The sequence below is a fragment of the Ferrimonas balearica genome, from assembly GCF_019802085.1.
Lineage (GTDB): Bacteria > Pseudomonadota > Gammaproteobacteria > Enterobacterales > Shewanellaceae > Ferrimonas > Ferrimonas balearica_B.
Genome location: NZ_JAHVHV010000004.1, coordinates 88,027 through 107,676, shown reverse-complemented (window position 1 = coordinate 107,676; position 19,650 = coordinate 88,027). Strand labels below are relative to the sequence as shown.

19 protein-coding genes and 1 tRNA gene are annotated in these 19,650 nt (G+C 65.4%); 9 read left to right on the top strand and 11 right to left on the bottom strand.

Translation table 11 applies throughout. From position 1 onward, the window contains the following. Positions 1 to 54 precede the first annotated feature (54 nt). Positions 55 to 504 (bottom strand): Hsp20 family protein, encoded by a 450-nt coding sequence (locus tag KUV81_RS15545; protein ID WP_222544815.1) that lies wholly within the window; start codon positions 502 to 504, stop codon positions 55 to 57. A 238-nt stretch (positions 505 to 742) separates the two neighbouring features. Here KUV81_RS15545 and KUV81_RS15540 point away from each other — a divergent pair, with 238 nt between their 5' ends. Both KUV81_RS15540 and KUV81_RS15535 read left to right on the top strand, forming a co-directional pair. Then, positions 743 to 2,299: an AbgT family transporter gene (locus KUV81_RS15540; protein WP_222544814.1), complete on the top strand. Its 1,557-nt coding sequence runs from the start codon at positions 743 to 745 to the stop codon at positions 2,297 to 2,299. 241 nt (positions 2,300 to 2,540) lie between these two features. Beyond that, entirely contained in the window at positions 2,541 to 2,780 is a 240-nt protein-coding gene (locus tag KUV81_RS15535; protein ID WP_222544813.1) for a hypothetical protein, read from the top strand. Here the strand turns inward: KUV81_RS15535 and KUV81_RS15530 are convergent. After that, on the bottom strand, positions 2,777 to 3,406 hold the full coding sequence (locus KUV81_RS15530) for an esterase/lipase family protein (protein ID WP_222544812.1): 630 nt from the start codon (positions 3,404 to 3,406) through the stop codon (positions 2,777 to 2,779). The two genes, KUV81_RS15535 and KUV81_RS15530, sit on opposite strands and share 4 nt — an antisense overlap. Positions 3,407 to 3,512: 106 nt before the next feature. Between KUV81_RS15530 and KUV81_RS15525 the strand changes: the two genes are divergently transcribed. Next, positions 3,513 to 3,971, top strand: a complete 459-nt coding sequence (locus KUV81_RS15525; protein ID WP_222544811.1) for a glycine zipper family protein — start codon at positions 3,513 to 3,515, stop codon at positions 3,969 to 3,971. 3 nt (positions 3,972 to 3,974) lie between these two features. Here the strand turns inward: KUV81_RS15525 and KUV81_RS15520 are convergent, their stop codons facing one another. After that, positions 3,975 to 4,529: a TMEM165/GDT1 family protein gene (locus KUV81_RS15520; protein WP_222544810.1), complete on the bottom strand. Its 555-nt coding sequence runs from the start codon at positions 4,527 to 4,529 to the stop codon at positions 3,975 to 3,977. A gap of 570 nt (positions 4,530 to 5,099) precedes the next feature. Between KUV81_RS15520 and KUV81_RS15515 the strand changes: the two genes are divergently transcribed. The 3 genes from KUV81_RS15515 to KUV81_RS15505 all read left to right on the top strand — a co-directional run bounded on the left by KUV81_RS15515 (position 5,100) and on the right by KUV81_RS15505 (position 8,711). Next, entirely contained in the window at positions 5,100 to 6,290 is a 1,191-nt protein-coding gene (locus KUV81_RS15515; protein ID WP_222544809.1) for an amino acid permease, read from the top strand. Between the two features lie 91 nt (positions 6,291 to 6,381). Next, positions 6,382 to 8,553 carry a S46 family peptidase gene (locus KUV81_RS15510; protein WP_222544808.1) on the top strand — a complete coding sequence of 724 codons (2,172 nt, stop codon included), beginning with the start codon at positions 6,382 to 6,384 and terminating at the stop codon, positions 8,551 to 8,553. An 83-nt stretch (positions 8,554 to 8,636) separates the two neighbouring features. After that, a tRNA-Gly gene (locus KUV81_RS15505) sits at positions 8,637 to 8,711 on the top strand. A gap of 84 nt (positions 8,712 to 8,795) precedes the next feature. On the opposite strand, the gene KUV81_RS15500 is transcribed toward KUV81_RS15505, so the two are convergent. Beyond that, positions 8,796 to 9,698: a 1,4-dihydroxy-2-naphthoyl-CoA synthase gene (locus KUV81_RS15500; protein ID WP_222544807.1), complete on the bottom strand. Its 903-nt coding sequence runs from the start codon at positions 9,696 to 9,698 to the stop codon at positions 8,796 to 8,798. 190 nt (positions 9,699 to 9,888) lie between these two features. On the opposite strand from KUV81_RS15500, the gene KUV81_RS15495 reads away from it, so the two are divergent. Continuing rightward, on the top strand, positions 9,889 to 11,535 hold the full coding sequence (locus tag KUV81_RS15495; RefSeq protein WP_222544806.1) for a methyl-accepting chemotaxis protein: 1,647 nt from the start codon (positions 9,889 to 9,891) through the stop codon (positions 11,533 to 11,535). Positions 11,536 to 11,563: 28 nt separating this feature from the next. Here KUV81_RS15495 and KUV81_RS15490 read toward each other — a convergent pair whose 3' ends face one another. Both KUV81_RS15490 and KUV81_RS15485 read right to left on the bottom strand, forming a co-directional pair. Continuing rightward, on the bottom strand, positions 11,564 to 11,977 hold the full coding sequence (locus KUV81_RS15490; RefSeq protein ID WP_222544805.1) for a (deoxy)nucleoside triphosphate pyrophosphohydrolase: 414 nt from the start codon (positions 11,975 to 11,977) through the stop codon (positions 11,564 to 11,566). 302 nt (positions 11,978 to 12,279) lie between these two features. Continuing rightward, a complete protein-coding gene (locus tag KUV81_RS15485) occupies positions 12,280 to 12,843 on the bottom strand; it encodes a NapC/NirT family cytochrome c (RefSeq protein ID WP_222544804.1) in 564 nt (187 codons plus the stop codon). A 118-nt stretch (positions 12,844 to 12,961) separates the two neighbouring features. Here KUV81_RS15485 and KUV81_RS15480 point away from each other — a divergent pair, with 118 nt between their 5' ends. After that, positions 12,962 to 13,168 (top strand): dodecin, encoded by a 207-nt coding sequence (locus KUV81_RS15480; protein ID WP_222544803.1) that lies wholly within the window; start codon positions 12,962 to 12,964, stop codon positions 13,166 to 13,168. Between the two features lies 1 nt (position 13,169). On the opposite strand, the gene queG is transcribed toward KUV81_RS15480, so the two are convergent. From queG to KUV81_RS15460, 4 genes are read right to left on the bottom strand one after another with little or no spacing between them, the layout of a single operon-like run. Continuing rightward, complete coding sequence (queG, locus tag KUV81_RS15475) at positions 13,170 to 14,309, bottom strand: tRNA epoxyqueuosine(34) reductase QueG (protein ID WP_222544802.1); 1,140 nt, start codon at positions 14,307 to 14,309, stop codon at positions 13,170 to 13,172. A 36-nt stretch (positions 14,310 to 14,345) separates the two neighbouring features. Further along, the gene (locus KUV81_RS15470; RefSeq protein ID WP_222544801.1) at positions 14,346 to 15,299 is read right to left on the bottom strand and encodes a DUF4097 family beta strand repeat-containing protein; all 954 of its coding nucleotides are present in this window, start codon (positions 15,297 to 15,299) and stop codon (positions 14,346 to 14,348) included. Between the two features lie 11 nt (positions 15,300 to 15,310). Further along, positions 15,311 to 15,811: a hypothetical protein gene (locus KUV81_RS15465; protein ID WP_222544800.1), complete on the bottom strand. Its 501-nt coding sequence runs from the start codon at positions 15,809 to 15,811 to the stop codon at positions 15,311 to 15,313. Further along, on the bottom strand, positions 15,808 to 16,347 hold the full coding sequence (locus tag KUV81_RS15460; protein WP_315900093.1) for an RNA polymerase sigma factor: 540 nt from the start codon (positions 16,345 to 16,347) through the stop codon (positions 15,808 to 15,810). The genes KUV81_RS15465 and KUV81_RS15460 overlap by 4 nt, the downstream gene beginning before the upstream one ends. A 253-nt stretch (positions 16,348 to 16,600) precedes the next feature. Here KUV81_RS15460 and KUV81_RS15455 point away from each other — a divergent pair, with 253 nt between their 5' ends. Then, positions 16,601 to 17,992, top strand: coding sequence for an ATP-binding protein (locus KUV81_RS15455; protein ID WP_222544799.1), 1,392 nt, complete (start codon positions 16,601 to 16,603; stop codon positions 17,990 to 17,992). Here the strand turns inward: KUV81_RS15455 and KUV81_RS15450 are convergent. Then, the gene (locus KUV81_RS15450) at positions 17,989 to 19,560 is read right to left on the bottom strand and encodes a GGDEF domain-containing protein (protein ID WP_222544798.1); all 1,572 of its coding nucleotides are present in this window, start codon (positions 19,558 to 19,560) and stop codon (positions 17,989 to 17,991) included. The genes KUV81_RS15455 and KUV81_RS15450 overlap by 4 nt on opposite strands. Between the last annotated feature and the right edge of the window lie 90 nt (positions 19,561 to 19,650).

Sequence of the window (19,650 nt, the reverse complement as noted above, 5' to 3'; positions counted from 1 at the left end):
AAAGCCAAGGCCGAAGCCTTGGCAAAGTGTTCGCAGGGACCAGGGAGAGAGGGGTTAGGAGGCTTTGGCCTCGATCACCCGGGCTTGGGTGTCGCCGATGCTGATCTTGCGCGGCTTGAGTGCCTCGGGCAGCTCCCGCTCCAGTTCGACGTGCAGCAGGCCGTTTTGCAGGTCCGCGCCCACCACCTTAACGTGATCGGCCAGGCGGAAGCGGCGCTTGAAGTTGCGCTCGGCAATGCCCTGGTGCAGGAATTGGCGGGGCTCGTCCGCCTTGGCCTTGGTGCCTTCGATGCGCAGGGTGTCACCCTCCACCTCGATGTCCAGCTCCTCTTGGGTGAAGCCGGCCACGGCCATGGAAATTCGGTATTTGTCCTGTTCCACCAGCTCGATGTTGTAAGGGGGGAAGCCGCCTTGCTCCACGCGCATCGCTTCGTCCATCACTTTGGCGAAGCGGTCGAAACCGATGGCGGATTTGTACAGGGGGGTCAGGTCGATGGTACGCATAATCTTTGTCCTCTATTGAGCAACAGTTGAGTGTCAGTTCCGGGCCTCCATTGAGCACCCGTGTTTCCTATTTGGGGGAGGGGTTTGAGTCTTTCAAGGGGCCGGGTGAAAAAAAATCACCACAGAGTCGGTACCAGCCGCCATAAGCGGGGCGAATGCCCGGTTTTACATTGCCCGGGGGGCCTGCTAGCGTGGCTGCTGGTCCCAATGCCACTGATAACTATAAGGACAACGCGCCATGACGCAGAGCAGTACCACGGAGCCAGCCCCGGGAGGGGTGCTCGCCCTGATTGAGAAGATCGGCAAGAAGATCCCGGACCCGGTGATCATCTTCATGTCCCTGCTGGTTTTCGCCTTTGTTTTGACCGCCTTTATCGGCGGCCTGGAATTTCAGACCCTGGGCACCGACGGTGGCCTGGTTGTCCACACCATTAAGGACATGACCGAGGCCGAGCACGTCCGCTGGCTGTTCGATAACGCGCTGCTGAAGAACTGGCTGGGCTTCGGCGGCGGGGTACTGGGGGTGATCCTCATCGTGATGCTGGGGGTCGGCGTTGCCGAGCACTCCGGCCTGCTGACCGCGGTGATCAAGAAGTTGGGCACCCGCCTGAGCGACCGCTTCCTGGCCCCCGCGGTGGTGTTTCTGGGGATCATGAGCTCCATCGCCACCGACGCCGGCTACCTGGTGTTGGTGCCCCTGGCGGGGCTGCTCTACGCGGGCCTGGGCAAAAACCCGCTCATCGGCATGGCTGCGGCCTTTGCCGGGGTGTCCGCCGGCTTCAGCGCCAACCTCATTCCCGCGACCCCGGTGGACGTCATCATCGGCCTCAACGCCCAGGTGTTTGCCGAGGCCCAGGGGGTGCCCTTCGAGGCCAGCGACGGCCGGGCCCTGACCCCCGCCACCATGCACTACTACTTTATCTTCGTCTCCACCTTTGTGCTGGCGGGCCTGGGGGCCTGGGTCACCCAGCGTTTTGTGGCGCCGCGCCTGGAGAAGATGGAGTATCAACTGCCGGAGGGGATGGACCTGTCGGACTTCTCCGTGACCGCCGAGGAGCAGCGTGGCCTCAAGGCCGCGTTCTGGGGCCTGTTGCTGGCCCTGGGCCTGGTGGCCGCCCTGGCCATGGGCCCCCTGGCGCCCTACGTGGATGAGTCCGGCCGCACCGTCACTCCCTACCTCAATAACGTCATCCTGCTGATCGCCATGGTGTTTACCCTGGTGGGGGTGGCCTTCGGCTACGCCACTGGCAAGTTCCGCGGCCTCAAGGACGTGGTTCAAGCGATGGTGAGCCAGATGAACACCATGGGCTACATCCTGGTGCTCACCTTCTTCTGCTACAACTTCCTCGGCCTGCTGGGCTACTCGGGGCTGGGCACCTATGTCACCTACCTGGGGGCCAGCTTCCTCGAAGCCCTGGGCCTGCAGCAGTTCCCCATCCTGCTGATCATCGGCTTCATCTTCACCACGGCGCTGATCAACCTGTTCGTGGGCGGCCTGACCTCCAAGTGGATGCTGCTGGGGCCCATCTTCGTGCCCATGCTCTACCAGGTGAACCCGCAGATGACCCCGGACCTGGTCGCCGCCGCCTACCGGGTGGCGGACTCCTCCACCAACATCATCACCCCGATGATGAGCTACGCCGGGGTGATCCTGGCCTTTATGCGCAAGTACAAGCCGGATCTGAGCTTTGGGGATCTTATCGCCATGATGGTGCCCTACTCGGCGGTGTTCCTGCTGGCCTGGACCACCCTGCTGGTGGGTTTCTTCGCCCTGGGGATCCCCCTGGGCTTCTAAACGGCAATCCGACGCAAAAAGGCGGCCTCCGGGCCGCCTTTTTTTATCGCTGTCGAGGGGTGGAAACTGGGGTTCAACCACCACGCTGAAAGAAAATTACGCCAAGGGTGAATCGAATTCAGGGAAAGTGTGGGGGCGGTCACGTTTTTCTCGCCAAAGTGTGGGCAAACTTACCGGCGCTTACACAAATGCTAACAAGAGTTAACTAGGCTTGAACAAAGCCGTTTCGCGAGGTACCCGAATGGACATGGCAATGGTGTGGGAGTGGGTCGGCTACGCGGCCTCAGTGGTCGTCGCCATCTCATTGATGATGTCGAACATCAAGAAGTTACGATGGTGGAACCTGGTCGGGGCCGCCCTGTTCGTGGCCTACGGCATGGCCATCTCCGCCATCCCGGTGGCCCTGGTGAACGGCTTTATCGTCTTTATCGACGCCTACTACCTGGTGAAGATCTACCAGCACGAGGCCAGCCTGACCTAGCCGGCCTGCGCCTGGAATTGGCCCTGGCGGAGGAAATGATCCGTCTGCCGGGCCACCCCTTCGGCCAGCAGCATGCTGGTGTGGGTCACTGGCAGCACCACGTGATCCGCCATCCCCTCGATCCGCGTCTCCGGCAAGAGCACCGTCCCGTCGTGCTCGGTGTCCGCCGGCATCCCCCCCAATAACTGCCCGAAGCCGAACCCGGCGTTGCCCGCCAGGCTGCCCAACTGGGCCGCGGCGGTCCACTGACGCGGCCCGTCGGTGAACAGCCCGTTGTGCCCGGCATTGCCGATCACCCCACCCAGGTGCCAACTGGCCAGGCGGTCCGCCAGCAGCGCCCCCTGCAGTGGGCTGCCCAGGGTCACCACCCGGCTGTCTGCCGGAAGGGGATGCTGTTGGGCAAAGCGGTGCAGCAATACGCCCCCCAAACTGTGGCCCACCATGTAGGCCGGGCCTTCGGGCAGGGCGGCCACCAGGCGCTGAAACAGGACCTCGGTGTCGATGTTCAGGCTGTTGTAGCTCAGGCACTCGGTTTGCCAGCCCAGCCGGTTGAGCCGGCGGGCCAGGGGCCACATCACCAGTTCGTGCATGTAGAGCCCGTGCAGCAGGATCACCTTGTCCGTCATTCGTTTCCTCCCCTAGACCCGGTTGAGCCTATCAGGGGCACCGGCGGCCGTCCACGGCAGCGGGCTGCCATACTTGGATGACGTCATGGTGTGCAGGAGAGCAAGCATGAGAGCGTGGATTGGGGGCCTGGCCCTGGTCAGTGCCCTGGCCATGGGCCAGCAGCCCATCATCTACCCCGCCGAGGGGCAAACCCCGGAGCAGCAGAAAAGCGACCAGGCCGAGTGCCAGTTGTGGGCGACGGACACCACCGGGGTGGATCCGGTGGCCCTGGCGTCGGCGCCGGTGGCCCAGGATCAGCAAGCGGTGGGGGGAGAACGGGTGCGCGGTGCGGCCCGGGGCGCCGCCGGGGGAGCGGTGATCGGTGCCATTGCCGGTGACGCCGGTGACGGAGCGGCCATCGGCGCCGCCGCCGGCACCCTGCGGGGCGGTCGGCAGCAACGCCAGGCCCAGGCGGCCAACGAGCAGCAACTCAAGCAGGTCGAGGCCGACAGGCAGAGTCAGATGGAGAGCTATGGCCGCGCCTTCAAAGCTTGCATGGAGGGGCGCGGCTACAGCATTCAGTGAGGCTCAGGGCAGCAGGGTTACCACACCGAACACCGCGAACAGCGCCGCACTGCCGCGGTGGATCCAGGCCATCGGCAGCTTGTCCGCGGACAGCTTGCCCGCCAGCACCACCGGCACGTTGGCCAGCAGCATCCCCACGGTGGTGCCGGTGATCACCATCCAAATATCGTCGTACTTGGCCGCCAGCAGCACGGTGGCCACCTGGGTCTTGTCGCCAATCTCCGCCAGGAAAAACAGCACGAAGGTGGCCACGAAGGGGCCGAAACGGTAAAGCGGGCTCTCCTTGGCCTCCACCTTGTCCGGGATCAGCATCCACAGGGCCACGGCAATAAAGGAGCCGGCCAGCACGTAGCGGCCCCAGTCGCCGGTCATCCAGTCACCGAGCCAGGCGCCAAAATAGGCCGCGGCGGCGTGGTTGAGCAGGGTGGCGGCGAGGATCCCCAGGCAGATCACCAAAGGTTTGTGAAAGCGGGTGGCCAGGATAAAGGCCAGCAGCTGGGTCTTGTCGCCGATCTCGGCGATGGCCACCGCCAGGGTGGAGGAGAAAAGGGCTTCCATAATCATCAGAGTTACGGGGCGGACTGGCTACTGAATCGGGCACAATGAACCGCGCCGCCCCGTACTGATTGGGCGGGCCATTGTGCCACGAGTCTTGCCAAGTCCGGACGCCGGTCGAAACCGGGAGGGACCGCGACCACCATGCTCTGCGGAGCAATTATGTTGATGGCCGCCAACTTGAACGAAAGAGAGGCTACTCCCCCGAAGCGACGGCCATTATAGGGGGCGGGAGTCGCGGCGACAACCGTCGCCGGATCCGTTGGCGAGTCAAAATTGTGATCGTGCTCACTTGAGGTGGCTTCGCGTCATGGCTTAGCCTGAATGGGCAGTTAACGAGAGATTATCCATGCCCCTTCAAGCGTATTATTACGCTCGATTTTGCCAGCCCTGATGGCATCGTCGAGCGGACACTGAATCCCGCCTCCACGACGCCATTAGGGCTAATTGAAACCGACCGACGGTCGGGGACCAATTGGCAAGACGGTGTGGTGGCGGACGCGCAACCTCTCTCCTCCCTCTCTCCAAGTTTCCCGTCCTGACGTCCGACGTTACTTTTGACGAACGACGACCATGACCCATTCCAAACTTATCGGTGCCACCCTGATTGTGGCCGGCACCTCCATCGGCGCCGGCATGCTGGCCCTGCCCATCGCCACCGCCGCCATCGGCTTCTGGCCGGCCCTGTGCCTGATGACTGCCATCTGGGCGCTGTCCGGTTACTGTGCCCTGCTGGTGATGGAGGTGAACCTCAAGGTGGGCTTCGAGGCCAACCTGCACACCATGACCGGCCAGGTCCTGGGCCGCGGCGCCCAGGTCTTGGGGGCCCTGGCGATGCTGGCACTGCTCTACGCCCTGACCGCCGCCTACCTGACCGGAGGGGCGTCGCTGCTGAGCCTCAAACTGGCGGACCATCTGCCCTTGACGCCGGCCAGCAGCACCCTGCTGTTTGCCTTCGGCCTCGGTGGTGCGGTGCTGTTCGGCGTGGCCACGGTGGACCGCCTGGTGCGGCTGCTGTTTGCCCTGAAGGTGCTGGCCCTGCTGGCGGTGCTCTGGGCCCTGCTGCCCCAGGTCCAGGGCGCCAACCTGGTGGTCTCTTTGGCGGAATCCGCCCAGCACCAGGGGGTGTGGGTGGCGGCCCTGCCCATCATCCTCACCTCCTTCGGCTTCCACGTCTGCATCCCCACCCTGGTGCGCTACCTGGAGGGGGATGTGACCCGCTTGCGCCAGGCACTGTTGCTGGGCTCGGCCCTGCCTCTGGTGTGCTACGCCCTCTGGCTGGCGGCCGCCCTGGGTCCCCTGGCCCCGGAGCAGCAACAGGCCCTGGGCCAGGGCGACGGCCTGGCCAACCTGGTGCAGGCCCTCAGCGCCACCAGTGGTCAGGGCTGGCTGGCCCGGGCCCTGACCGGCTTTGCCGATCTGGCCCTGCTGACCTCGTTTCTGGGGGTGGCACTGAGTCTGTTCGACTACCTGGGGGAGCTGTGCCGTCGACAGGCCACCGGCGCCGGCAAAGCCCAGACCTGGGCACTGACCTTCCTGCCGCCACTGGCCCTGGCCCTCTACCTGCCGGAGGGCTTTGTGGCGGTGCTCGGCTTCGCTGCCCTGCCGCTGGTGGTGCTGATGGTGGTGTTGCCGGTGCTGATGGCACGGCGGCTGCGCCGCACCACGGCCGGCTACCAGGTGGTTGGGGGCACGCCGGCGCTGGTCCTGGCCCTGGGGGCCGGTGTGGCCCTGGCGTCAGCCCAGCTGGTCAGCGCTCTGTAATCAAATGTTTCTGGTGGGTTAATCCGAATTTGGCTTCGTGTTACCCTCGCTGGCGCAAGGGCCCATGCCCACAAGGAACTTGGAGTGACCAATGAAGAAATGGATGAGCGCCGCGGCGCTGCTGCTGCCCCTGGGGGCCGCCAGCACCGCCCTGGCCAATGAAGGGATGTGGCAGCCCCATCAACTGCCGGCACTGGCTAACGAGCTCAAGGCCCTGGGCCTGGAGCTGGACGCCGACAGCATGACGGATTTGACCGCCTTCCCGATGAACGCGGTGATCAACTTTGGTGGCTGCACCGCCTCCTTCGTCTCCCCCAAGGGACTGCTGGTGACCAACCACCACTGCGGCTACGGCGCCATCCAGTACCACTCAACCGCCGAGAACAACATCCTGGAGACCGGCTTCCTGGCCAAGACCCCGGCCGAGGAGAAAGCGCCGGTGCCCGGGTACAAGATCTGGATCACCGAGTCCATCTCCCCGGTCACCGATCAGGTGGTGGGGGCGGTGGACCCGGCCCTGACCGGTGCCGCCTACGCCGAGGCGATCGAGCAGCGCACCAAGGCGCTGGTGGCCGAGTGTGAGGCGGAGCCCAACACCCGCTGCGACGTTTACAACTTCCACCACGGTGCCCAGTACTTCCTGATCAAGGAGCTGGAGATCAAGGACGTGCGCCTGAGCTACACCCCGGCACTGAGTGTCGGTAAGTACGGCGGCGACATCGACAACTGGATGTGGCCCCGCCACACCGGCGACTTCGCCTTCTTCCGCGCCTACGTCGGACCCGACGGCAAGCCGGCGGAGTACAGCGAAGACAACGTGCCCTACACCCCGAAACGCTTCCTCAAGGTGTCCGCCGCCGGCCTGTCCGACGGGGATTTTGTGATGGTGGCCGGCTACCCGGGGCGCACCAACCGCTACCGCACCGCCGAAGAGGTGCAGACCTACTTCGAAACCGTCTATCCCCAGGCCAAGGTGCTGCGCGAGGAGCTGATTGATCTGATCAAGGCCAGCTCCGAGCCGGGCTCCGACGCCCGCATCAAGTACGAGGGCACCCTGGCGGGGCTGGCCAACTACGCCAAGAACTACCAGAGCATGATTGAGGGCTACGCCAAGACCGGCATGCTGGCCGCCAAGCAGACCGATCAGGATGCCCTGGTGGCCTGGATCCAGGGCAAGGGCGATCGCGCCGCCAAATACGGCGATGTGCTGGCCCAGCTCGATGGCCTGGTGGCCGAGCAGTGGGCCCACGCCGAGCGGGATCTTATCCTCGGTTACCTGCGCTACAACCAGATGACCACCGTGGCCCAGCGCCTCTACCGCCTGGCCAAGGAGAAGCAGAAGCCGGATCTGGAGCGCGAAAGCGGCTACCAGGAGCGGGACTGGGACGGCTTCAAGGCCGGCCTGGAGCGGATGGACCGTCGCTTCGACGCCACCGTGGACAAGGCGATGCTGCACCACCTGCTGATGCGCTACGCTGCCCTGCCGGCGTCCGAGCGGGAGCCCAGCCTGGACCGTCTGTTTGGCCTCAGCGGCCAGGTGGACGGCGCCAAGCTGATGACCAAACTGGACAGCATGTACGCCACCACCGAGCTGGGTGACGTAGCGACCCGCCTGGCCTGGATGGAGAAGGGACCGGAAGCCTTCGAGCAGAGCGCCGATCCCTTTATCCGCTTCGCCGTGGCCCACTACGACACCGCCATGGCCAAGGAGAAGAAAGACAAGGAGCTGGAGGGGCGCCTGCTCAAGGTGCGCCCGGACTACATGGCGGCCATCATCGCCTTTAACCAGTCCCAGGGCCGTCCGGTCTACGCCGACGCCAACTCCAGCCTGCGCCTGACCTTTGGCACCGTGGGCGGCTACAGCCCCCAGGATGGCCTGGTGGCTACTCCGTTCACCACCCTGGAAGGGCTGGCGATGAAAGCCACCGACCAGGTGCCCTTCGACGCCCCGGCCAAGCAGCTGGAGTTGATCGCCAAGGGTCAATACGGTGAATTCGGCGACGAGGCGGTGGGCTCGGTGCCGGTCAACTTCCTCTCCAACCTGGACACCACCGGCGGCAACTCCGGCTCCCCGACCCTCAACGGTCGTGCCGAGCTGGTGGGTCTGCTGTTTGACGGTGTCTACGAGAGCATCACCGGTGACTGGGCGTTCAACCCCGAGCTGAACCGCTCCATTCACGTGGACAGCCGCTACATGCTGTGGGTGATGAAGTATCTGGACGGGGCCGACAACCTGCTGGACGAGATGGAGATCGTCGACTGAAGCCCTGGGGTTGCGCAAAGATGCGGCAGTCGTGCGGCTGCCGCTTGCCAAACCCGGCCCCGGTCTCATAAAGTAGTGGCCACGCGGCTATCGTATAATGGCTATTACCCGAGCTTCCCAAGCTCGTGATGAGGGTTCGATTCCCTCTAGCCGCTCCAAATCTCATCAAAAAACCGACTCAATTGAGTCGGTTTTTTTGTGCCAGTTTGCCGGACATTGGCCCGCCGGAGCGGGCCTTTGGCTCAGTAGTGCCAGGGGAATTTGCCAAACTCCTTGGGACGCTTCTCCAGGAAGGCGTCGCGGCCCTCCTGGGCCTCCTCGGTGCCGTAGGCCAGGCGAGTGGCTTCGCCGGCAAACAGCTGCTGGCCCACCAGGCCGTCGTCCGGCAGGTTGAAGCCGTACTTGAGCATCCGCATGGCGGTGGGGGACTTGGAGTTGATCGCCTCGCCCCAGCGCAGCGCCTCCTCTTCCAGCTCGACGTGGGGCACCACCTTGTTCACCATCCCCATCTCGAACGCCTCCTGGGCGCTGTAGTCGAAGCCGCAGAAGAAGATCTCCCGGGCCCGCTTCTGGCCGATCATCTTGGCCAGGTAGGCGGAGCCGTAGCCGGAGTCGAAGCTGGCCACGTCGGGGTCGGTCTGCTTGAACACCGCGTGCTCCTTGGAGGCCAGGGTCAGATCGCACACCACGTGCAGGCTGTGGCCGCCCCCTACCGCCCAGCCGGGCACCAGGGCGATCACCACCTTGGGCATAAAGCGGATCAGGCGCTGCACCTCGAGGATGTGCAGCCGGCCCATGCGGGCCAGATCGGCGGTGTTGGCCGCTTCCCCCTCGTATTTGTAGCCATCCTTGCCCCGGATCCGCTGGTCGCCACCGGAGGAGAAGGACCACTGGCCCTTCTTGGAGGGGCCGTTGCCGGTGATCAGCACGCAGCCGACGTCGGACCATTGGCGGGCGTGGTCCAGGGCGGTGAACAGCTCATCCACCGTCTTGGGGCGGAAGGCGTTCAGGCAATCGGGGCGGTTGAAGGCGATGCGCACCGTACCCTGCTGCTTGGCGCGGTGGTAGGTGATGTCTTCGAAATCAAAGCCGGGGACGACGTCCCACAGGTCGGGGTTGAAGATGTCACGAGCGGATTGGGTCATGGTCTGGGCCGATGGGTCAAATTGGTGAGCAAAAATGCTAGGTAGTTGCCCCGGGACAGTCAACCGCCCCGGTCCGGTTCCGGGCAAAAGATCCGCAGTCGAAGGGGAATCATTACAGTTTCATGACATTCCGCCGATAGCCTGAGGACCGGAAATCGGTGTGCCGGTGCCAAGACAGGAAGAGGTAAGGATGTTTGAGCGCTATGTGGTCAAGCCCTTGGAGCGGGTAAAGATCCGCACCAAGCTGGTGGGTGTGTTCGTGTTTGGCATGGTGGTGATCGGCGGGGCGCTGGCCTATCTGCTGGCCACCCAGGTGGAGGTGGGCCGCTACTTCCGGGCCGAGGTGGCCGAGCAGGTGGCGGTGCAAAGCGCGGTGGAAGCGCTCAACAACGATTTCAAGACCCAGGTGCAGGAGTGGAAAAACCTGCTGTTGCGGGGAGAGGCGCCCACCAACTACTGGCAGCGGGTGGTGACCCGCCAGGAGGAGATCCAGCAGCGCAGCCAGGACTTGGCCCGGCAGCTGAGTCAGCTGGGACTGGATGAGCAGGCGGCGGTGATCGAGACCTTCCGTGAGGATCATCGCACCCTCTTTGCCGGTTACCGCCAGGGCCGGGAGGGGCTGAACCGGGGGCAGAGCCTGACCCAGGTGGACTCTGGCGTGCGGGGACTGGATCGGGCCCCGGCCAAGGCGCTCAGTGAGCTGGCCGGGGCGCTGGAGCAGCACCGAGTGGCGGAGATGGAGGCGCTGATGGCGCGGGCCACCGACACCCTGGTCCGCGGGGCGCTGCTGGTGGGGGGCCTGATGCTGCTGTTCGTCTGGGGCGGCCGAACCCTGGCTCTGCGGGCGGTGGTGCGTCCCACCGAGACCCTGAGCGCCTTTTTCGCCCAGCTGGCCCAGGGCAACTTCGCCACGCGATTGACCATTGACCGGGCCGACGAGATGGGGGATCTGGCCAATCACGCGCGTCAGTTGCAGGGGCAGCTGCGCACTTTGTTGCAGGCAGTAGGGGAGAGCGGCCGCTCCGTCGGCCAGGCCACCGAGGAGCTGGACCGCAGCAGTGCCCAGGGCACCGAGCGGGCGCTGCAGCAGCGGGATCAGACTCACCAGGTGGCCTCCGCCATGAGCCAGATGACCGCCTCGGTGATCGAGGTGGCCAGCCACGCCCAACACGCGGCGGAGCAGGTGGGCAACACCGACCGGCGCTCCAGCGAGGGCCAGGCTATTCTGACCCGCACCATCTCGGATCTGGAGCAGCTGGACCGCACCCTGAGCGACGCCGGCGAGGCGGTGGCCCGCCTGGCGGGGGAGAGCCAGGAGATCGGGGGGATCCTGGATGTGATCCGCAACATCGCCGATCAGACCAACCTGCTGGCCCTGAACGCCGCTATCGAGGCGGCCCGGGCCGGTGAGCAGGGGCGGGGCTTTGCCGTGGTGGCCGATGAGGTGCGCAGCCTGTCGTTGCGTACTCAAGATGCCACTGGCGAGATCCAGCAGATGATCGACCAGCTGCAAAGCGGCGCCCAGGAGGCGGTCAGCGCCATGACCGCCGGGCAGAGCGGCAGTCAGCGAGGCCTGACCCAGACCCGGGAGGCGGGGGAAACCCTGGCTCAGATCAGCCAGGAACTCAGCGCCCTCAACGACATGAACGCCCAGATCGCCACCGCGGCGGAGGAGCAGAGCAAGGTCTCCGAGGAGATCAACCACAGCGTCGGGCGGATCCGGGCCCTGGGGGACCAGGTGGCCGAGGACGCCGAAGCGGGGCGGCAGATCGCCGGCGAGCTGCGCGGCGGGGCCCAGCGGCTCGATGACCAGCTGGCCCGCTTCACCCTCGCTTAATCACCACGCGGCCTCCGGGCCGCGTTTTTTATGAGTTGCTCGGTGGGCAACGGGTCAGCAGGGCGTCCAGCAGTGGCAGATCCGCCGGCGCCAGGGTAGAACGGTCCACGGCCTGGGGTGGACACCAGCGCAGGGCGTCGTGGCTGCCGGTCAGCTCGATCGTCTGGGGCCGCCAGTGGCAGAGGTAGCCGTGCAGGCGCACTCGCTTATCGCCGTAGTCGTGGGTGTGGCTGGTCAGGTACGCGCCGACCTCGATGCGCACCCGCAGCTCCTCCTCAATTTCCCGCACCAGGGCGGTGGCGTGGGCCTCGTCGGCCTCCACCTTGCCACCGGGAAACTCCCACCAGCCTCCCTGGCTTCCATTGGGGTGGCGGCGGGCGATCATCACCTGTCCCTGGTGCATCAGCAGGGCGGCGACCACGTCTATTGGGGCGCAGGACATGGGCTCAAACTCATCAGTGAATGTAAAAAAGTTGTAAAAATTCTGGCTCGGTAAGCCAATTCAGTGATTGCGGGGGGTGGGGCCCCACCCGGGGCCCGCATCGGCCGCCGGCCAGGCCATTTTATCCCTATTTTGTGCCGTTTTAACCCGGGGGAGGAAGTTGAAGCTTTGACACAAGACTGTCATGTTGAAGCCAAGCCGGGTGGTTGCACCCGGTACCGACCCAACCAGTCTAGGTCGGGTTGTGGGGGACCTGATGCCCGGCTTCGGCCGGGCTTTTTTTTGTCCTGATGCTGGCCGATTCAGCCCTTGGGATAGGGGTGCGCCACGCCCTTGTGGCAATCCACGCAAGTCTTGCGATCCGCCGGGTCCTTGGCGAAGTTGCGCTCGTGCATCCGCCGGGCCATGGTCTTCATCGCCTCGGGCTGATCCTCGTAGACGTGGTTATGGCAGTTGCGGCAGGTGGAGGAGTCGATCTTGCGCAGGTAGACCAGGGCGAGATCCGCCTGCTCCTTGCGGTTGGCGTCCAGCCACTCCTGGGTGTTGAAGCCGTCGATGGTCAGGTAGCCCCAGATGTCCTTGGAGACGATGATCTTCTTCACCAGATAGTTGAAGGGCTCCTGGGCGATGTGGCATTGCTGACACTCCACCACGATGCCGGCCCGGTTGTTGCCGTGGGAGGAGGCCAGCACCTCATCTTTGAGGGAGTGGTTGCTGTGGCAGGTCATGCAGAACTCGTCGGTGCTGGTGGCGTGCAGCACCTGCTGGCTGACAAAGTAGCCGACAACGCCAATGGCGATGCCGACGGCGACCAGGGTGAACAGGGAATACTTGACGCTGGGTTTGAACAGATTTCGCCAACTCATAACGACCTCAGTGCATCCACGGGCGACCGGATCCGCAGCCCCGACTACAGCAAGTGTAGTCGCCTGCACGGGTTTTACGGCCTCCTATACTTAGCCCCTCTGTCCGAGGAGGCCGCCCATGTCCCACACCTACAAACTGATCGAGCTGACCGGCTCTTCCGCCGTTGGCACTGACGACGCCATCCAGAACGCCATCGCCACCGCCTCGCAGTCGCTGCACCGCCTGCGCTGGTTCCAGGTGGTGGAGACCCGGGGTCACATTGAAGCGGGCCAGGTGGCCCATTGGCAGGTCACCATCAAGGTGGGCTTCACCCTGGACGACTGACTCAGGCGTCCCGGGGCAGTCCCTTCTCGACGATGCGAATGAGCCGCTGCTGCAGACGGTGAGGCGTGTCCGGCTCGGCGGCCTTGCGCTGCTGCTCGGCCAGGGCCCAGTGGATGTGCTCATCCACCATGGCGTCCACCCGGCCCAGCCCCTGGGTCAGGGCCGCCTGGATCGCCTCGCTGGCCGGGGCGTTGCCCAGGGCCACCGCCAGGTTGCGCTGCCAGCGGCGATAGCCAATGCGGCGAATGGGGGAGCCCTCGGTGCGCGACAGGAAGGTGGTTTCGTCCCACTGCCACAGGGTCAGCAGTTCCGGGTGGCGTAGCACCTCGCGGGTGTGGAAGTCCGGCTCTTCGGTGACCGGCGCCGCCCGGTTCCAGGGACAAACCAGCTGGCAGTCGTCGCAGCCGTAGATGCGGTTGCCCATGGCGGGTCGCAGCTCGGTGGGGATGGGGCCGTCCAGTTCGATGGTGAGGTAGGAGATGCAGCGCCGGCCGTCCACCACGTAGGGGGCAACGATGGCGTTGGTGGGGCAGATGGTCAGGCAGGCGCTGCACTGGCCGCAATCCCCCTGGTGGGGCGGATCCGTCGGCAACGGCAGGTTGACCAGCAGCTCGCCCAAGAAAAACCAGCTGCCTGCCTTGCGGTTGAGCAGCAGTGAATGCTTACCTACCCAGCCCAGGCCGGCGTTACGGGCCAGGGGGCGCTCCAGCAGCGGGGCGGAATCGACGAAGGGGCGAAAGGCCAGCTCAGGCAGTTCGGCCTGGATCCGCTGCCCCAGCTGCTTAAGGCGGTTGCGCATCAGCTTGTGGTAATCCCGTCCCCCGGCGTAGCGGGACACGTAGCCCTGGTGGGGGGACTTGAGGGTGCGGGCAAAACCGGCGTCCGGAGGCAGATAGTCCAGGGCGACGCTGATCACCCTCAAGGTGCCCGGATGCAGCTGCTCCGGTTGGGCCCGAAGCGCACCATGGCGGGCCATGTAGTCCATCTCACCGTGGTATTGGTTGTCCAGCCAGGCCTGGAGCCGGGGCCACTCATCGGACAGATCCACGTCGGTGATGCCGACGGCGGAGAAGCCCATCTCCAGGGCCAGGGATTTGATCTGGGCCGCGAGTGCGGCCCAGTTGGGGGTTGCTGGGGTCATGGGCGCAAGGGTAGCAAAGCTGGCGCCGCCGCCCCATCACTTTTTCAGCCGCAGATCCCCGCTGACGGTGTTGAGCCGAACGCTGCCACCGCCCTGGCCCAGGGTGATGTCCAGGCTCTCGTTGCTGACGTACTTGCCGCGCTGGGGGGTCTGGTCGCTGACGTCGTTGCGCACCCGGCCACCCGGCCCGGTTTCCGCCCGGATCTGGGCGTCGATCTCACCGGCCACCGCCAGCAGGATGTCTCCGCTGACCGACTCCAGGGCCACCTCGGCTTCGCCGGGGATCCGCTCCAATTGCACCGTCAGTTCGCCGCTGACGGTGCGTCCGCGCAGCTGGCTGGGGGCGGCCATCGCCAGCTCGGCGTCCCCGGAGACCGTCTCCAGGGTCAACGCGCTACCGGTGGCGTCGCGCAGTTCGATGTCGCCGCTGACGGTTTCCAGGCGCAATGTCCCGGACAGGGCCCGCCCCTCAATGTCGCCGCTGACACTGACCAGGGCCAGTTCGCCGGACAGATCCTGGGCTGAGATGTCGCCGCTGACGGTGCTGGCTTTGAGTTCAGCACTGCCGTCCTTGAGGTGGAAATCGCCGCTGACGTTGCCCAATTGGGCCGGGCCGAGGCGCTGGGCGCGGACGTCGGCGGCCACGGTGTCAAACTGCAACGGGGCCGATTGCGGGTAGTAGATGGTGAGCTTGGCGCCCTTGTCGTTGTTGCCGTTGTTGCTGCGGTACCAGCTGTCCGGCAGGCGCAGTTTCACCACCACGGCGTCGCCCTCCTGGGCAAATTCGAAGGCCTCGGTGTCCTCGTCGAGCTCCCCCTGGACGCTGATCTCGTCGCCCTGGGTGCCAATCAGGCTGATCTTGCCCCTAGGGATGTCGATGCGGACCTCGTTGGCGTTGCCCAGGGGCAGGCTGCGATCCACGGCTTCGGCGGCGGCGAGGGGGGCCACCAGGGCCCAGCTCAGCAGCCCTGCAATCATTTTGATGTTCATCCTTGTGCTCCTTAAAGTTGCTGCAGCCGACGCTGTTGTTGCTGCTGGGAATGTATGAGATCCAACTCCTTCTGTTGCACCCAGAGCCACAGCTCCAGCAGCGCGGGATTGAAGGGGTCTTGCTTGAGGGCCTGCAACAGCTCCTTGCTGGCCTGTTTAAGGGTTTGCTGGCCCTCACCGGGTTCGCCGCTGGTGTCGCCGATGGTGAGGTAGCGGCTCTGTGCAGCCTGAATTTGGGCCTCGTGCTGCTGGGCCATTACGGTGATCATGGTCAGCATCGCCTCCTGGCCCCGGTCCGGCCCCTGGCCAGCCCAGTAGCCGCCACCCAGGCCCAGCAGGGCCCCGAGCAGCAGGGGCAGGGCGAAGCCGGCCACCCGGGCCCAGGGGCTGGGGGCAAGCGCCTGGCCGCCGGGTTGATCCAGTTGACGCTCGATGCCGGGCCAGAGATCCCGCTGGGGCTTGAGCTCCGAGGCGGTCTGGGAAAGCAGGGTGTCGATGGGGTCTTGGCTCATGACAGCATCTCCTGTAACAGTTGCCGGGCGCGGTGGTACTGGGCCTTGCTGGTGCCAGCCCTTATTCCCAGCAGCCGGGCGATCTCCTCGTGGCGGTAGCCCTCGATGGCAAAGAGCACGAACACCTGGCGCGCCCGGGTGGGCAGTCGGGGCAGCAATCGGTCGACGCCCTCCAGGTTGGGATCCGGCGCCGCCGGCTCCTCCTGGCCCTCCAGCGGCAGCACCTTCTGCCACCAGGGCTGCTTTTGCAGCTCGTTCAACACCAGGTTGACCGTGAGCCGGTGCAGCCAGGTGGTGAAGCGGGCATCGAAGCGGTACTGGGGCAGCTTCTGCCACACTCTGAGGTAGACCTCCTGCACCGCGTCCTCGGCCCGGCTGGCCTGGCCCAGCAGGCGAAAGCAGAGCGCGTAGGTGCGTCGGTGGTGCCGCTGATAGAGGCGGGCAAAGGCGGCTCGGTCCCCGGCCTGGGCACGCACCAGCTCGGCGCGCTCCAGCTCATCGGGCGGCGGGGAAACCGGGTCGGTTTGGGTCAGCACAGCAGGCTCCTTTTGTTGGCTCTGTTCCCTTGGACAGGGGGTGGTGCGCTAAAGGTTTAAAGCCAGAGTGAAAAAAACACACCCCGTTGGCAACCGGGGGCGCTTCCGGTTGGGCCGGCCAGGGCGGTCAAACCGAGAGGCTCATCACAACTGGCCGGGCAAAAAGTGAGCTGCCTCTCGGAATCCCGGACGCCTTGGTGGCATTCTGACCGGTCCGCCGTCCGGCATGGCTGTTCAGGCAACAAGGTGACTGATGCGCTCCATTCGAACCAACATTCTCAGCTGGATCATCCTGCTGGTGATCGTCACCAACGGGCTGGGCCTGCTGGGCTCCTACCTGGTGGCCCGCCACTACCAGCAGGAGCTGATGGACGCCTCCCTGGCCCAGCGGGCCCGGGTGTTGCTGCACCTGTTGGAGGAGTACCCGACGTCTCAAGGGCCGGATGTGGTGGACTGGGCCGCGTCCGCCTTCACCAGCCTGGGCATGGATCTCAAGCCGGGCTGGCAGCTGGCCAACGCCACCCGGGCCGGCAGCCAGACCATGTGGGTGCAGGTGTGGTTCGATGGCCAGTGCTATGCCCCTCTGATGAACGTCCACTGCGATCCCAATAACAGCCTCAAACTGGATCAGAACGCCTTTGGCGAGCAGAGCTTTGCCGGGGAAACCTGGCGCACCTTCGCGGTCTACTCGGTGCGCCACAATGCCTGGGTCCAGACCGCTTTCCCCAAGTCCTTGCAAACCCACATCCTGGCCCAGGGGATGTGGCGGGCCTGGGGACGGCAGATGCTGGTGATCACCCCCATTACCTTGCTGCTGGCGGCCCTGGTGGTGGGGTTGTCCCTGCGACCGCTGCGACGGATGAACCGGGCGCTGGAGTCGGGTGAGCCCAGCCCGCAGCTCGATGCCGCGCACGCGCCCAAGGAGCTGGTGCCGGTGTTGACCGCCTTGGAGGCGGAACGCCAGGACAACCTGCGGCTGCAAAAACGCCGCAACACCATTGGCGGCCAGATGGTGAGCCTGTGCGAGGAGCACCTGCAGGGGGTGCACCAGGCGATGGACGAGGGCGCCCTGGGCGAGCGGCGGGCCCGTTACCATCTGGGTAAGCTGGACCGTCAGTTGCTCCAGGCCCGGTTGTGGTTGCTGCTCTCCGATGAGCATGAGCCGGATGGTCGGCCCCAGGAGCTCTATCGCCAGGCCTCACTGAGCGTGGCCCGACACTACGGCCTGGCTCGCAGCCTGGGTCAGCGCCTGGTGCTGCGTGGGGTCGACCGGGAGCTGTGGGTGGGGGTGCCGGAGGCGCCGCTGCGGGCGATGCTGGACAGCCTCATCGACAACGCCCTGCGTTACTCACCGCCCAACAGCGAAGTGCTGGTGAGCGTGCGCCGAAGCAAAGGGGGACGAGCACTGGTGACCCTCTCCGACGCCGGCCCGGGGCTGCCCGTCGAGGCCATCGACTCGGCCCAGCGGCTCGATGATGCCAGCAACTGGCTTAAGTCCGGGTTTGGTCTGGCCCTGGTGCGGGCGGTCAGTGAGCGCTATCAGGTGCGCACCGAGATCGGGCGCAGCGAGCTGTATGGGGGGACCAAGGTGGTCCTAAGCTTCGACATCCTGTCGGATGGCGACCCCCGTCCGCGCCTGGGTTAATCCTGCAGCTGGGCCTCGGGCTCGGCGGATGCGGCGTCCATCTCCTTGAAGCTGAGCTGGCGGACCGTAGGCACTCGATGGGCGCTCTGGAACTGGTTGCGTCCCATGTCCTTGGCCTGATACAAGGCGGCGTCAGCTCGACGCAGCAACTCCATCTCCATCATCTGACGCTGCTGCACCAGGGTGGCGACCCCGATGCTGACGGTGACCGACAGGGTCAGTTCGCCGCACTGGATGGGGGTGTCGCGGAACTGGCGCACCAGGGTATCGGCAATGTGCTCGGCGCCGTTTTCACTGGTCTCCGGCAGCAGGATCACGAACTCCTCCCCCCCGTAGCGGCACAGGGCGTCCGCCGGCCGCTTCAGGCTGTAGTAGGCGCGTTTGGCCACCTGCTGCAGCACATGATCCCCCACCGGGTGGCCATAGGTGTCGTTGATCCCCTTGAAGTGATCCAAGTCCAGCACCAGCAGGCTCACCGGTCGCCCCTCCCGGGCGCTTCGGGCCACCTCCATCCGGTAGCGCTCATTGAAAAACTGTCGGTTGCGCAGCCCGGTGAGGGGATCGGTCAGGCTCTTCTCTTTCAGAAGGCGATTTTCCCACTCCAGATCCCGCACCCGGGCTTGCAGCCGTGAGACGTTGCTGGGCAGCGGTTGCTGGCGGCGGGATTGCCGGCGTTGGCCCCGTCGCTTGAAGCGGTGCAGCAGCATCCCCTGTTCCAGCTGAAGCGACAGCTGCCACAGCAGGGCGATCAGCAGGACCCACTCTGGGGCCAGGGCGGGGGCCGGCAAGCGCTCCAGGGTAAGCAGCATTAACAGCCCCAGCTGCAGCTGCACAGGCCAGGTCCCCAAAGTGGGGCTGCGACGCATCAGCAGGGCCAGCTGCAGGGGCAGTAGCAGCGCCGGGACCAGGGCCAGCAGCGGGAGGGGCAGCCATAGCAGCGCCAGGGCCACCCCGGTCAGTGGCAGGAACCAGCGGCGCTGGCCCGCCGGCAGGTAGAGCAGGGTGGTCAGGGCCAGCATCAAAAAGAGCGGACCGCTGCCCAGCAGTGGGCTGAACACCAGCATGCCCCCCAGCAGGGCCCGACCCAGAACAAAGCGTCGACGGGCGCCGCCCAGCAACATCAGGTTGCAGAGCATCAGCGCGCCACCGGCGGCCATCAGAGTATGGGGAGCGGGCCAGAATCCTGGGCTTTCCAGGGCGATGCGTCCCTGAGGGCTGCCCTGATAAAGGAGGGTAACGGGGGCACCGGGTTGGGGCTGGACAGGAAGGCGCAGCGACGCCAGTGACCCATGCTGGGCATCGAGGCTCAGGGTGTGGAGCACCTGGCCGCCCTGGATCACCCACAAGGTGCCGGCCTCATGCCAGGGCAACCACAGGCGTGCTTCGGCCTGCGTCCCGGCGTCGGCGGGCACCACCAGCCGCCGCCACTGGCTCTCCAGTGTCGGCAGTGGCTGCCAACGGGTCTGGTTCAGCGTGGCCAGGGGGGCGCCCGGACCGGCCACATCGGCCCCAAACTGGTAGGGTGGACTGAATTTCAGGGTGAGCAGCAGCAGGGCCGAAAGCGCCAAAACGAAGGCGACAGGCCGGATGCCGTCACGCCAGGAGATGCGCCTTCTCAATGGGTGAGCAACGGGTTGTCGAACAGTCCTTAATCAATA